The organism is Brevundimonas sp. D3-1P, assembly GCF_055809335.1.
Genome location: NZ_CM147908.1, coordinates 2,128,608 through 2,142,126, shown reverse-complemented (window position 1 = coordinate 2,142,126; position 13,519 = coordinate 2,128,608). Strand labels below are relative to the sequence as shown.

General features: G+C 71.2%; 10 protein-coding genes. 5 read left to right on the top strand and 5 right to left on the bottom strand.

The genetic code is table 11. From position 1 onward, the window contains the following. Window positions 1–9: 9 nt before the first annotated feature. The 3 genes from AC0L6G_RS10885 to AC0L6G_RS10875 all read right to left on the bottom strand — a co-directional run bounded on the left by AC0L6G_RS10885 (window position 10) and on the right by AC0L6G_RS10875 (window position 4,849). Window positions 10–1,122, bottom strand: coding sequence for a helix-turn-helix domain-containing protein (locus AC0L6G_RS10885; protein WP_293828366.1), 1,113 nt, complete (start codon window positions 1,120–1,122; stop codon window positions 10–12). 111 nt (window positions 1,123–1,233) lie between these two features. Further along, window positions 1,234–3,492 (bottom strand): phosphoenolpyruvate--protein phosphotransferase, encoded by a 2,259-nt coding sequence (gene ptsP, locus AC0L6G_RS10880; protein ID WP_473252191.1) that lies wholly within the window; start codon window positions 3,490–3,492, stop codon window positions 1,234–1,236. Window positions 3,493–3,559: 67 nt separating this feature from the next. Next, entirely contained in the window at window positions 3,560–4,849 is a 1,290-nt protein-coding gene (locus AC0L6G_RS10875; RefSeq protein ID WP_473252189.1) for an aspartate kinase, read from the bottom strand. 56 nt (window positions 4,850–4,905) lie between these two features. Here AC0L6G_RS10875 and ubiG point away from each other — a divergent pair, with 56 nt between their 5' ends. Then, window positions 4,906–5,721, top strand: coding sequence for a bifunctional 2-polyprenyl-6-hydroxyphenol methylase/3-demethylubiquinol 3-O-methyltransferase UbiG (ubiG, locus tag AC0L6G_RS10870; protein ID WP_473252186.1), 816 nt, complete (start codon window positions 4,906–4,908; stop codon window positions 5,719–5,721). A gap of 184 nt (window positions 5,722–5,905) precedes the next feature. On the opposite strand, the gene AC0L6G_RS10865 is transcribed toward ubiG, so the two are convergent. Then, entirely contained in the window at window positions 5,906–7,957 is a 2,052-nt protein-coding gene (locus AC0L6G_RS10865) for an OPT family oligopeptide transporter (RefSeq protein ID WP_473252185.1), read from the bottom strand. A 137-nt stretch (window positions 7,958–8,094) separates the two neighbouring features. Here AC0L6G_RS10865 and mutM point away from each other — a divergent pair, with 137 nt between their 5' ends. From mutM to AC0L6G_RS10845, 4 genes are all read left to right on the top strand, one after another. After that, complete coding sequence (gene mutM, locus AC0L6G_RS10860; protein WP_473252184.1) at window positions 8,095–8,958, top strand: bifunctional DNA-formamidopyrimidine glycosylase/DNA-(apurinic or apyrimidinic site) lyase; 864 nt, start codon at window positions 8,095–8,097, stop codon at window positions 8,956–8,958. An 18-nt stretch (window positions 8,959–8,976) separates the two neighbouring features. Next, window positions 8,977–9,420 carry a hypothetical protein gene (locus tag AC0L6G_RS10855; RefSeq protein ID WP_473252183.1) on the top strand — a complete coding sequence of 148 codons (444 nt, stop codon included), beginning with the start codon at window positions 8,977–8,979 and terminating at the stop codon, window positions 9,418–9,420. A gap of 97 nt (window positions 9,421–9,517) precedes the next feature. After that, window positions 9,518–10,306, top strand: coding sequence for an enoyl-CoA hydratase-related protein (locus tag AC0L6G_RS10850; RefSeq protein WP_293828796.1), 789 nt, complete (start codon window positions 9,518–9,520; stop codon window positions 10,304–10,306). Between the two features lie 41 nt (window positions 10,307–10,347). Further along, on the top strand, window positions 10,348–11,280 hold the full coding sequence (locus AC0L6G_RS10845) for an alpha/beta fold hydrolase (RefSeq protein WP_473252182.1): 933 nt from the start codon (window positions 10,348–10,350) through the stop codon (window positions 11,278–11,280). Window positions 11,281–11,283: 3 nt separating this feature from the next. On the opposite strand, the gene AC0L6G_RS10840 is transcribed toward AC0L6G_RS10845, so the two are convergent. Then, window positions 11,284–13,488 carry a protein-disulfide reductase DsbD family protein gene (locus AC0L6G_RS10840; RefSeq protein WP_473252181.1) on the bottom strand — a complete coding sequence of 735 codons (2,205 nt, stop codon included), beginning with the start codon at window positions 13,486–13,488 and terminating at the stop codon, window positions 11,284–11,286. Window positions 13,489–13,519 lie beyond the last annotated feature (31 nt).

Here is a 13,519-nt window from a genome sequence, read left to right as displayed (position 1 = left end):
GCCGACCGATCAGTTCGGCGCGCGCGGCGTCGCGGCTGGCGCGGACCCCGGCTGAGGCGTCGCGGTCGCGGCCTGGGCGCGGACCGCCTGGGCCTGGATCTGGGCCTGGACCTGGGCCTGGACCTGGGCGCGCGCCTGGGCGGCGGCCAGCTGTTTGGCGGCCTGGTCGGCGCGGCTGTTCAACTGGGCCAGCGGCGTCAGCACCCCGGCCAGCGGCCCACCGTATTCCCCGTTCAGATAGACGTCGAAGGCGGCCGGATCGGACACGTCGACGGTGGCGGCGACGCCGATCGGCGCCCGCCAGGCCTCGCCCGGCGCCATCTGGCGCGCGAACAGCGCCTGTCCATCGCCCAGGCGCACGACCAGGGCGCCGGCGGTGCGGGCCTGGATCACGACCATCGAGGCGTTGGCCGGCGCGCCATAGACGGCGCCGCGCGGGTTGAAGGCCTTCTGAACCGGCTCGGGATGGGCGGCGGCGGCCACGGCGGCGGGGTCCGCCGGATCGACGCCGGTCAGTTCCGCCTCCAGCCCGCGGGTGATGTAGGGGGCGGGCGTGGTCTGGTCGGGCGGCGCGGCCATGGGGGCGCTGAGCGTGAACCGGGGGTCGGGCGCGTCCCCCCCGGCCCAGGTCTGGGGCGTCATGGCGATGTCGGAGGGATGGGCGGCCTGGCGCAGGCTGACCCGCTGGAACACGTTCCAGCCGATCACGGCCACGATCAGGACGGCGATCCCGGCGACGATGCGGGGCGAGTGGCGGCGCACGTCCTGGAAGGCCACGCCGATCGGCGCCTTCAGGGGAACCGATGTGTCGGGGCTTTCCTGCTTGAACCGCTCGACCGCCAGCTGCTCGTCCAGCGCCAGGGCCGAGGCGTAGGCCCGCACATAGCCCAGGGCGAAGACGCGCGAGGGCAGGGACGACCAGTCCCCCTGTTCCAGGGCGGTCAGGAAACGGCGATGCACCTTGGTCTCGGCGGCCAGCTCGGCCATCGACTTGCCCGACCGCTCGCGCGCCTGGCGCAGGCCCTCGCCGAATGTGGCGGCCTCGGCGAAGGCGGCGGCCGGGTCCGCCCCCTCCGCAGGGGTCTTCAACGCATCGGGGCCGATCCCCGCATTCGACGCCATCAGGCCTGACCCTTGTCCGGGAAGGGACCGTTTCGAAACGGCCGTGCAACAGCCGCCGGGATAGACGATTGCGCCATCGCCAGCAACGCCGCCGACGCCGCGCCTTCGCGCTCAGACCGAGACGTTCAGCTTGCGCGCCAGGGATTCGATCTCGTTCCTGACCGAGCCGGTGGACAGGTTCAGCAGATTGGTCATGCCGCGCCGCGCCGCCGTCAGGTCCGCCGACAGGATCATCCGCTTGACCGGACCGACGCCGCCCGCCGGAGCCGACAGCCGGGTGAAGCCCAGGGTGATCAGCGCAAAGGCCTCCAGCGGCCGCCCGGCCAGTTCGCCGCAGATCGACACCGGCGTGCCGGTGTCGGCGCAGGCCTTCTGAATGGTCTGCAGCGCGCGCAGCGTCGGCGGCGACAGGGGGTCGTAACGGTCCGATACCAGCGGATTGGTCCGGTCGGCGGCGTACATGTACTGGAACAGGTCGTTGGTGCCGATGGAGACGAAGTCCGTCAGCGGCAGCAGGGCGTCCAGGTGCCACAGCAGCGACGGGCATTCGACCATGGCCCCGACCCGCAACAGGGCCGGCAGGGCCCGGCCGCGCCGCCGGGCCCAGGCGCATTCGACGTCGACCAGTTCGCGCGCGGCCCGGAACTCGTCCACCGTGGCGATCATCGGGAACATGACGCGCAGCTCTCGTCCCGCCCCCGCCGCCAGCAGCGCGCGCAGCTGCATCCGCAACAGCGACGGCCGATCCAGGCCCAGGCGGATGGCGCGCCGGCCCAGCGCCGGATTTTCCTCCCGCTCGGCCTCCAGATAGGGCAGCACCTTGTCGCCGCCGATATCCAGGGTGCGGAAGGTGACGGGTCGGTCGCCGGCCGCGTCCAGCACCAGTTTGTAAAGCGCCGTCTGGGCGTCCAGCCGGGGCAGTTCGTCCGATACCATGAACTGGAATTCGGTGCGGAACAGGCCGATCCCCTCGGCCCCCGTCTCCTTCAGGTTCTCCAGGTCCACCGCCAGGCCGGCGTTGGTCAACAGGCTGATGCGCTGGCCGTCCAGGGTCACGGCCGGGGTGTCGCGCAACTGGGCGAACTCGGCCCGGCGCTGGTCGCGCACGGCCATGCGCGACTGCACCGCTTCCAGCATGTCGGGGCGGGGCCGCAGATAGGCCTCGCCCGTCTCCCCGTCGGCGATGACGATGTCGCCCTCGGACAGGCGGTCGCGCAGCCCCATCAGCCGCCCGACGCAGGGAATCTGCAGCGCCCGCGCCACGATGGCGGCGTGGCTCGCGGCCGAACCTTCCTCCAGCAACAGCCCCTTCAGCTTGTCGCGCGGATATTCCAGCAGATCGGCCGGCCCCAGGTTGCGGGCCACCAGTATGGCGTCGTCGGGCAGTTCACGCTCGCCCGGCTTGTCGCCCGCCAGCACCCTCAGCAGCCGGTTGGCCAGGTCCTCGAAATCGTGCAGCCGCTCGCGGATATAGGGATCGCGCGCCTGGGCGAAGCGGGCGCGGTGTTCGTTGCGCACCCGGTCGACGGCCGCCTCGGCGGTCAGGCCATTGCGCACCGCCTCTTCCAGCGACCGGTTCCAGCCCCGGTCGTCGGCGAACATCCGATAGGTCTCCAGCACCTCGAACGAGGGGCCGGCCAGGCCCTGGCCCTTGTCCAGCATGACGTCCAGCCCGGTCTTCAGCGTGGCCAGGGCCAGCTTGAGCCGCGCCTCCTCCATGGCCGGATCGTCGGACAGCAGCCGTTCGGGGGCCAGCGGCGCCTCGTGCAGCACGACCCGGCCGAAGGCCAGGCCGTCGGCGAATTTCTGACCCTTCAGCCGCTCGGGCCGGTGGGGCGCCAGTTCGACGTCGCGCAGCTCGTCCTGGGCCAGCAGTTCGCCGGACGCCACCGTCTCGGACAGGACCATGGCGATGGTCTGGATGTCCTCGACCTCTTCCTCGTCGTAGCGCCGCTCGGTGCGGTTCTGCACGACCAGGACGCCGATGGCCCGCCCGCCGCGCAGCAGCGGCGCCCCAAGGAAGGCGTGATAGGGGTCTTCCCCCGTCTCGGGCCGATAGGAGAAGGCCGGATGCGACGGCGCGTCCGACAGGCTGATCGGCTGGGCCATGCGCGCCACCTCGCCCACCAGACCCTCGCCGGGGCGCAGACGGGTATTGTGGACGGCGTCGGGGTTCAGACCCTCGGTGGCGAACAGCTCCAGCTCGCCCGAGGCGCGGCGCAGATAGATGGAGCAGACCTCGGCGACCATCGACCGGGCGATGATGCGGACGACCATGTTCAGCCGGTCCTGCGCCGGCGTGGCGCCCGCGCCGGCCCCGCCCAGAGCCTCGCGGATCTGGCGCAGGAGGATCCTGGGTCCCCTGGTCATCGCGCCGCCTGCCGGCATCATCCCTCCCGCGCCCTTTCCTGTGATGTAGGCGCCCTGTTCAGATCACCTATAGCGCGTCCAGCCCATAGGCCGAATGCAGGGCGCGAACGGCCAGTTCGGCGTAGGCGGCGTCGATCAGGACGCTGATCTTGATCTCGGAGGTCGAGATGGCCTGGAACTTGACCCCCTTGTCCGCCAGGGCCTTGAACATGGTCTGGGCGACGCCGGCGTGGCTTCTCATGCCCACGCCCACGACCGACACCTTGGCCACGTCCTCGTCGACGCGGATCTCCTCGAAGGCCAGGTCGGCCTGGGCGGCCTTCATGATGTCGGCGGCGCGCAAGGCGTCGCGGCGGCCTGTGGTGAAGGTCAGGTTGACCGTACCCGCGGTGCGGGCCTGGCTCTGGACGATCATGTCCACGTTCACATTGGCCTCGGCCAAGCGGGTGAAGACGTCGGCGGGGGCGTCGACCCGGTCCGACAGGCCCAGCAGGGTGATCCGGGCCTCGTCGCGGCTCATGGTCACGCCGGACACGATGCGTTTTTCCACGATCTCCTCCTCGTCGCAGATCAGGGTGCCGGCCTCGTGGGGCAGGGCGCCGTTTTCGTCAGGTTCGATAAAGCTGGACAGCACGCGCACCGGCACCTGTTTGGCCATGGCCAGTTCGACCGACCGCGTTTGCAGCACCTTGGCCCCCAGGGACGCCATCTCCAGCATCTCCTCGAAGGAGATGCGGTTCAGCCGGCGCGCCCGGCTCTCGATGCGGGGATCGGTCGTATAGACGCCGTCCACGTCGGTATAGATGTCGCACGGGCATTCCAGCGCCGCCGCCACCGCCACCGCCGAGGTGTCGGACCCGCCGCGGCCCAGGGTGGTTATCTTGCCCTCCGGGGTCACGCCCTGGAAGCCGGGAATGACGGCGATCTGGCCGGCGTCCAGGGCGGCGCCTAGTTTCGCGGCGGGAATGTCGACGATGCGGGCGCGGCCATGGGCGTCGTCGGTGACGATCGGCACCTGCCAACCCATCCACGACCGAGCGTCCAGCCCCATGTTGCGCAGGGTCATGGCCAGGAGGCCCGACGTCACCTGCTCGCCCGAGGCGACCACCACGTCGTATTCGTCGTCCGACAGGGGCAGGCCGGCGGCGGCCGGACCGGCGCCGTCGGTCCAGGCGACCAGTTCATTGGTCTTGCCGGCCATGGCCGAGACGACCACGGCGACCTTCTTGCCGGTCGCGGTCTCTGCGGCGACGATGCGCGCCGCGCGGCGGATGCGTTCGAGGTCGCCCATCGAGGTGCCGCCGAACTTCATCACCAGCCTTGTCGTCGCAGATCGTGAAGAATCAGGCCGCGTCATCGTGGCGTTCCGCCCCCTGCTTGCGTGAAAGGCCGCAAAGGTTCATCCCTCGCGTCATGACCGCTTCTAACGGCGCCGCCTCGCCTCGCCTACCCCGTTCCGGGCAGGGTTTTTCGCAAAATTCGTCCGAAGCCGCTTTCGGCCCGTCGATCGATCCGGCGGACGTGGCCCGCTTCTCGGCCCAGGCGGCCGAATGGTGGGACGCCCGCGGGCCGTTCGCGCCGCTGCATCGGTTCAATCCGGCGCGTCTGAAGCTGATCCGCGACCAGCTGTGCGCCCGTCTGGGCCGCGATGCGGGCGCGATCCGCCCGTTCGAAAGGCTGACCCTGCTGGACGTCGGCTGCGGCGGCGGGCTGATCGCCGAGCCGATGCGGCGGATGGGCTTCGACGTCACGGCCATCGACGCTTCGTCCGAGAACATCGGCACCGCCCGCGCCCATGCGGACATGGTCGGTCTGGACATCGCCTATCGCGCCGCCACGGTCGAGCAGATCGAGGCCGAGGGCGCGGGGCCGTTCGACGTGGTCCTGACCATGGAGGTGATCGAGCACGTCGCCGACCCGGAAGCCTTCGTGCGCGCCTGTTCGCGTCTGGTTCGGCCGGGCGGGGTCATGATGGTCGCCACCCTGAACAGAACCTTGAAGTCCCTGGCCCTGGGCAAGGTCGCGGCCGAATACATCCTGCGCTGGGTGCCCGCCGGCACCCACGACTGGCGCCAGTTCCTCAAGCCCGACGAGATCCGCGACATGCTGGCCGCCGAGCCTGTGACGGTCGAAGGCCCCTACGGCCTGAACTACGACCCGCTGAACGACCGCTGGAGCCCGTCGGACGACGCGGGCATCAACTATATGATGGTCGCCGTCAGAAGCTGACCACGGCTTCTCCCTCCCCGTTCGGGGAGGGTGGTCGCGCAGCGACCGGGTGGGGGCGGCCAGGCAAGGTCGCAACTGCCTGACCCACGACAGACTTGCGACGTATTGCCCTGCCGCCCCCACCCGGCTTCGCCTTCGGCTCAGCCCCCTCCCCGGAACGGGGAGGGAGAAGCGATTGCGCCCCCTAGACCTTCGCCGCGCGGCTCTTCGTCCAGGCGTAGAGGCCATAGACCGCCGCCGCGAAGCCGACGATCCCCGCCAGCATGGCCGGCCAGGCCGAACCCTCGGGCAGCATGGCGAAGGGCGCGTCGTCGCGGGTGGCCACGATGACGCCGGCGGTGAAGACGCCGAACAGGCTCTCGCCCACGATCAGGCCCGAGGCCAGCAGCACCCCCATCCGCCGCGCCACATCGGCGTAGCGGGTGCTGGAGACGGCCTTGTCGTAGATCCAGCCGCAGACCGCGCCGATGACCAGCATGGTGGTGACGGCGGCCGGCAGATAGAAGCCGATCCCGACGGCCAGGGGCGGCAGCTTGATCTTGCCGTTCGTGGCCTTGGAGACCACGGCGTCCAGCACGATGATCACCGCGCCGATCGCCGCGCCCAGGCCGATCAGGTCCCAGCGCAGGTCGCCGCCGATGACGCCGCGCGCCAGGGCCGAGATCAGGGTGGCTTGCGGCGCCGCCAGGGTCTTGGCGCCTTCGACGATGGCCGGGGGGCCGCCCTCGAAGCCGAACGCCTGGTTCAGCAGGTTCAGGATGAAGGGGATCACCAGGGCGCCGGCGCCGACGCCGACGATCAGCGCCACCTGCTGCCGCCACGGCGTCGCCTCGACCAGCTGGCCGGTCTTCAGGTCCTGAAGGTTGTCGTTGGCGATGACGGCGACGGCGAAGACGACCGCCGTCACGATCAGGGCGAAGGCGATGATCGACGGATCGGCCGGCACGCCCGCGACGGCCATGACGCCCAGCATCAGCAGCGAGGCGATGACGATGGCCAGGATGCCGACGCCCGACACCGGGCTGTTGGACGAGCCGATCAGGCCGGCCATGTAGCCGCAGATGGCCGCCACGGCGAAGCCGATCAGCACCACATAGACCAGGCCGCCGATCACCAGCAGCGGGGTCGAGGCGGCCAGGGCCGGGGCGCTCTGGGCGAACCAGGCCAGAAGGCCCGCGATGCCGACCAGGCAGGCGACCGAGACAGCGCCGACCAGCTTGATGGGCAGGTCCTGTTCGGTGCGGTCCAGCACCTCGCCATGCGAACGACGGGCGTTGGCGGCCAGCGCCGAGGTCAGGCCGCCGATCAGCGGACCGGCCAGTTTGATCAGGGTCCAGATGGCGGCGACGCCGATGACGCCCGCGCCCATGAACCGCACTTCGCGCGCCCAGACGGTGCTCGCCAGCTCCTCGGCCGGCGCGCCGGCGGGCAGGGTCGAGGCGATCGACGGAATGCCGTGCGCCGTCAGCCAGGCGACGGTGTCGGGGCTGGTCAGGATCGGCACGGCGACCGCCCAGGCCAGGACCAGGCCGAACAGCTGCGCCAGGCCCACGGTCAGGCCGATCAGATGCCCGGCGCCCAGAAGCGCGAACTGCATGCCGAAGCCCATTCCCGTCGCTCCGCCGCCCAGGGCCGCGGGCAGTTTGAAGAACCGGGCCGCTTCGCCGGCGAACACCCGCCCCGCGACCAGCAGGGCGTAACCGGCCGAGACGACGGCCCCGGCGACCACGACCCACAGGCCGGACTTGTTCTCGCGCACCGCGCTTTCGGTCTGTTCGGCCCCGCGCGAGCCGACCTTCAGCACCTCGGCGGCGGCGACGCCTTCGGGATAGGGCAGGCCGCCGTTGACGACCAAAGCCCGGCGCAGCGGGATCGAGAAGGTCACGCCCAGGACGCCGCCCAGGATGCAGATGGCCACCGACTGCCAGAACGGAAACTCCAGCCACCAGCCGATCATCACCAGGCCGGGCAGGACGAAGATGATCGAGCTCATGGCCCCGCCGACCGAGGCCACGGTCTGGACGGTCATGTTCTCCCAGATGGTCGAGGTGCGGAAGGCCCGCAGCACCGCCATCGAGATCACCGCCGCCGGAATGGCCGAGGCGAAGGTCAGGCCGACCAGCAGGCCCAGATAGGTGTTGGCGGCGGTGAAGATCACCGCCAGCAGGCAGCCCAGCACCAGGGCGCGGAGCGTCAGTTCGAGCCGGCCCTTCGGGGCGGCGGAGGCGTCTGTCATAGAAAGGGGTCCCACGTTCGCGCGGACCGTAAGCGCATTATGTCGCAGGCGGCAACACGTCTCGGTTCGCGCGGCGGGCGACGCGACGCGGATCGGGCCGCCTTGGCCTGGCCCTCGGGGCGGGCTACGACCCGTCCATGCCCGAACTTCCCGAGGTCGAAACCGTCCGACGCGGCCTGACGCCGGTGCTTCAGGGCGCGCGGCTGTCGCGCGTCGGGATCAACCGGCCCGACCTGCGTTTCCCCTTCCCCGAGCGGTTCGTCGAGCGGCTGGAGGGGGCGACGGTCCAGCGGATCGACCGTCGGGCCAAATATCTGCTCATGCCCCTGTCGACCGGAGAGACCTGGATCGCCCATTTAGGGATGACCGGCCGCTTCACCCTGGATGGAGCGCAGCTCGGCGAGTTCGAGGAACCGGCCCCCATCGCCGGCAAGCACGAACATTTCACCGCCTGCGCCGTGCGCGACGGCGCGGCGACCCGCATCGGCTACGCCGACGCCCGACGCTTCGGCTTCATGCGCCTGATCCCGACCGACCAGGTCGAGACCCATCCCTGGTTCGCCGGCCTGGGTCCCGAACCCTTGAGCGCCGGCTTTTCCGGCGCCCATCTGATCCAGGCCTTCGCCGGCAAGACGCAGAACATCAAGGTGTCCTTGCTTGACCAGCGGATCGTCGCCGGCCTGGGCAACATCTATGTGTGCGAGGCGCTGTACCGCGCGCGCATCTCGCCCCTGGTGGCGGCCGGGTCGGTGTCGAAGGCGCGGCTGGAACGGCTGGCGACCCAGGTCCGCGACGTGCTGAACGACGCCATCGCGGCGGGCGGCTCGACCTTGCGCGACTTCGCCAACGCCGAGGGCGGCCAGGGTTATTTCCAGCACCGGTTCGACGTTTATGGCCGCGACGGCCAGCCCTGCCGGGGGCAGGGCTGCGCCGGCGTCGTCGCCCGCATCGTCCAGGGCGGCCGCTCCACCTTCTACTGTCCGTCCTGCCAGAAACGTTAGGCCCGAGAGGTTCGACCCATGCGCAAGATTCACCTCTGGATCAGTCTGGTCGTCGGCCTCCTGGTCTGGGGCGCCTATTTCGCCCACTTCGTCCAGGGGGTGCGGACGGGCGACCTGTCGGACCTGGTCTGGTGGTTCGCGGCCGCCCTGGTCGTCGCCGCCCTGGCCGAGGCCGCCGCGACCGGCCTGATCGCCCGCCTGTTCCGCCGTCGCGCCCGCGTGCTGGACGAGGGGCCGACCCTGCTGGCCGCCTTGAAGGCCGGCCATGTCGCCCTGATGCTGCTGGTCGGGCTGATCCTGCTGACCGCCCTGATCCTGGCCCTGTCGTCCGTCTTCGGCTGGAGTCCGGACCTGGCGGCGCCGCGCGGCCAGGTGATCGCGGCCAATCTGCTGCTGGCCCTGGTGGTCGTCGCCGAACTGGTCCGCGCGGCCCTGACCCTGGCGCTGATGCCGCGCCGCTGACGTTTTTCCTTTCGTCATTCCGGGGCTCCGCCGCCCTTCGCCCGGAATGACGAAAGGAAAGCGATCCGATATGACCGACCAAACGAGGAGATCGACCATGTCCGACGCCTATTCCAACCTGCTGATCGAACGCAGCGAAGACGGCTATGCCGTCGTCACCCTGAACAGGCCCGAGGCGCTGAACGCCCTGAACGCGGCCCTGTTCAAGGATCTGGCCGACTTCCTCGACAGCGTCGAACACGACGACGGCGTGCGCTGTCTGATCCTGACCGGCTCGGGCGACAAGGCCTTCGCCGCCGGCGCCGACATCAAGGAGATGGCGGACCAGACCTACGCCCAGATGTACACGGCCAACTATTTCGCCCTGGGCCACGACCGCATAACCCGCTTCAGGAAGCCGATCATCGCCGCCGTCAACGGCTTCGCCCTGGGCGGCGGCTGCGAACTGGCCATGCTGTGCGACTTCGTCGTCGCCTCGGAGAAGGCCCGGTTCGGCCAGCCCGAGATCAATCTGGGCGTCGCCCCCGGCATCGGCGGCTCGCAACGCCTGACCCGTCTGGTCGGCAAGTCCAAGGCCATGGACATGGTCCTGACCGCCCGCATGATGGACGCGGCCGAAGCCGAACGCGCCGGTCTGGCCTCGCGCGTCTTCCCGCACGAGACCCTGATGGAGGAGACGCGCAAGATCGCCGCCCGGATCGCCGCGCAAAGCCCCCTGGCGGTCATGGCCAACAAGGAGATGGTCAACGCCGCCCTGGAGACCACCCTGACGCAAGGCGTCCAGTTCGAACGCCGCCTGTTCCACTCCCTGTTCGCCTTCGAGGATCAGAAGGAAGGCATGTCCGCCTTCGTCGAAAAGCGCAAGCCCGACTTCAAGGGCCGCTGAACCGTCAACCGATCGCCGCGATCGGGCGTTAGGCGGGGATCATGTTTCGTCTCCTCGTTCTCCTGCTGGTCGCCCCATGTCTGGCGGTCGCGCTTATGACCGCACCCGCGCCCGCCCAGGCCCAGGCCCAGGCCCAGGCGCAGGCGCAGGCGCAGGTTCAGACCCGGCCCTTCGCCTCGGACCGGATCATCGTCGAGACGCGCGGGTCCGGGCCGGACGTCGTCTTCATTCCGGGCCTGGGGTCGACCGGCGCGGCCTGGCGCGCCACGGCGGATCGGCTGGACGACCGCTACCGCGTGCATCTGGTCACGCTGCGCGGCTTCGGGGGCACCCCCATCGACGGCAACGCCGACGGCGGCCTGGCGGGGCCGGCGGCGGCCGAGATCGAACGCTACATCCGCGAGCAGCGGATCGAGCGCCCCGCCCTGATCGGCCATTCGCTGGGCGGCCAGATCGCCCTGCGCGTCGCCGCCGACATGGGCGGGCGGGTGGGCCGGGTGATGGTGGTCGATTCCTCGCCCTTCTTCCCGTCCCTGGTCGATTCGCGCGCCACCTCGGCCCAGGTCGAGCCGCTGGCCCGGCTGGGCTATCAGGCCCTTCTGCTGTTCGGCGACCAGGCCTTGAAGAGCCAGGCGGCGACCCTGGGCGTCGACATGGGCCTGGCCGGCGACATGGTGTTCCAGGGCCTGGGGCTTCAGGGCGGCGACCGGCGGGTCCTGGCCCAAGGACTCTACGAGGCCCTGACCGTCGATCTGCGCCCGCGCCTGGCCCAGATCACGGCGCCGGTCACAGTGGTCTATGGCTGGACCCGCGATCGCGAAAATCCGCGCAACCGGCTGGAGGGCCTCTATCGCTACGGCTTCCAGGGGCTGCGTCAGCCGCCCCGGTTCGAACGGATCGAGGGGGCGGGCCACCAGGTCATGATCGAACAGCCGGCGGCCTTCCTGGCGGCGGTGCGCCGCTTCCTGGCCTGAGGCTCAGGATTTGGGCTTCAGGGCGTCGATCACCACGCCTTCGGTCAGCAGTTGCGGCAGGATCTCCGGCTCGGTCCGGCCGGGCCGATAGACCAGATAAAGGGGCACCCCCGACCGGCCGTGCGCCTGAAGCTCGCGGGTGATGGCGTCGTCGCGGCGCGTCCAGTCCCCGACCAGATAGAGGGCGTTCGCCCGCTTGATCGCCTGGGCCACGCGCGGCGACGACAGGGCGGCCCGTTCGTTGATCTTGCACGTCACGCACCAGTCGGCGGTCAGATTGACCAGCACCGGCCGTCCCTCGGCCCTCGCCTGGGCCGTCGCCGCCGCCGACCAGGGCTGGGCGGCCAGGGGGCCGCCTTCGCCTGCGGGCGCGGGGTCGGCGGTTCGCGCCGCCCCGGCCGCGACCCCGGCCAGCCCCAGCGCCAGGACCCCGGACAGGGCGGCGCAGATCGTCGCCATCGCCGGCCGCCGCCCATGCTGGCGCGCGTCCTGGGCCAGGCCCGTCAGCCAGGCGGCGAAGGCCAGCAGCAGCGCCGCCGTCAGCAACAGGCCCAGGGCGTCGATCCCGCCCTGTTTCGTGAACACCCAGACCAGCCACAGGGCCGCGCCATACATCGGAAAGGCCAGGACGCCCTTCAGCCGCGTCATCCAGGCGCCGGGCCGGGGCAGGCGCGCCAGCAGGGCGGGCGACAGGCTGATCGCCAGATAGGGCAGGGCCAGCCCCAGCCCCAGCATCAGAAACACCGCCAGCGCCAGGGGCCAGGCCAGCACCAGGGCCGCGCCCAGGGCCGCCGCCATGAAGGGCGCGGTGCAGGGGGCCGCGACGACGACGGCCAACACGCCGGTGAAGAAGGCGCCGGCCGCCCCGGGCAGGCGCGACAGGGGCCCGGACCCGGCGCTCTGCAACCCGGCCCCGACATGGAAGACCCCGGACAGGTTCAGCCCGACCAGCAGCATGGTCAGGGCCAGGGCCGCCACCACGCCCGGCGACTGCAGCTGGAACCCCCAGCCCACGGCCTGGCCCGCCGCCCTCAGCGCCAGCAGCGCCCCGGCCAGGACCAGGAAACTGGCCAGCACCCCGGCGGCGAAGGCCAGGCCGTCGCGGCGCGCCCGGCGGGGATCGTGCGCCGCCGCCGACAGGGACGCCGCCTTCATCGCCAGCACGGGGAAGACGCAGGGCATCAGGTTCAGCACCAGGCCGCCCAGCAGCGCCAGCCCCATCGCCTGGACGAAGCGCCATGCGCCGCCGCCGCTTGGCGGGGCGTCCTCGTCCTGCAAGGGGGCCAGGCCGCCCCGGCCCTGGGCGCCGGGCAGGGGCGGGCCGGGACGAGCCTCGATCTCCCAGGCCCCCTTGTCGGTCGCCAGAAGGCCCGTCAGGGCCGTGTCCGCGCCGCGCTTTCCAGGCGTCAGGCTCAGGGTCAGGCCGTCGGGGCCGACCTGGCCGGTCTGGGGCGCCGCATGGTCGATGCGGTCGCCGTCATAGGGAAAGAAATAGGCCTGGCCGACATCGCCGCCCGCCAGCGGTCCGCCCGTCGCCGTCAGGACCAGACGTCCGTCCCGCCCCGTCAGCCGCGCCTCGATCCCGGCCGGGCGCGGCGCGGTCTCGACCAGCCGCTCGATCTCGGCGCCCCACGGGCGGGCCAGGGGGGCGGCGTCTTCGCGCACGGGCAGGGCCAGCGACAGGGTCAGGGGCTGGGGCACGCACATCTGGTCGCTGCACACCAGAAACAGCGCGTCCGCCGTCAGGGTCAGGACCTCGCCCGGCCGGGCTGAAGCCGGCACATGGATCGGCACGGGCAACAGCACCTCGCCCGAATAGCCGTAGTTCATCAGGCTCATCAGCCGCTGGCGGCGGGGCAGGGGCCACAGGATCGGATCGGCCGCGACCCCGGCGGGCAGGGTCCAGGTCAGGCTGGTGGCCCCGCCGCTGTCGCCGGGATTGCGCCAATAGGTGTGCCAGCCGGGCGCGATCTTCTGTCGCACCGCCACAACCGTCGTCGATCCGGGCGCGGCCCATTGCGACAGGGGCACCAGTTCGGCCTCGATCCGTTCCGTGCGCTGCGGCCCGAAGGCGACCCGGCCCGTCGCCGGCCCCGCGACCGGCCCCGCGACCGGTCCAGCGACTGGCCCCGTGACCGGCTGGGCGGCGACCGCCCCCGCCGACAGCAGAAGCCACAGAAGGCCGAACAGAAGGGGGAGCGAACGCAAGGGCGGCGGTATCCGAAATGGCGGGCGGGGC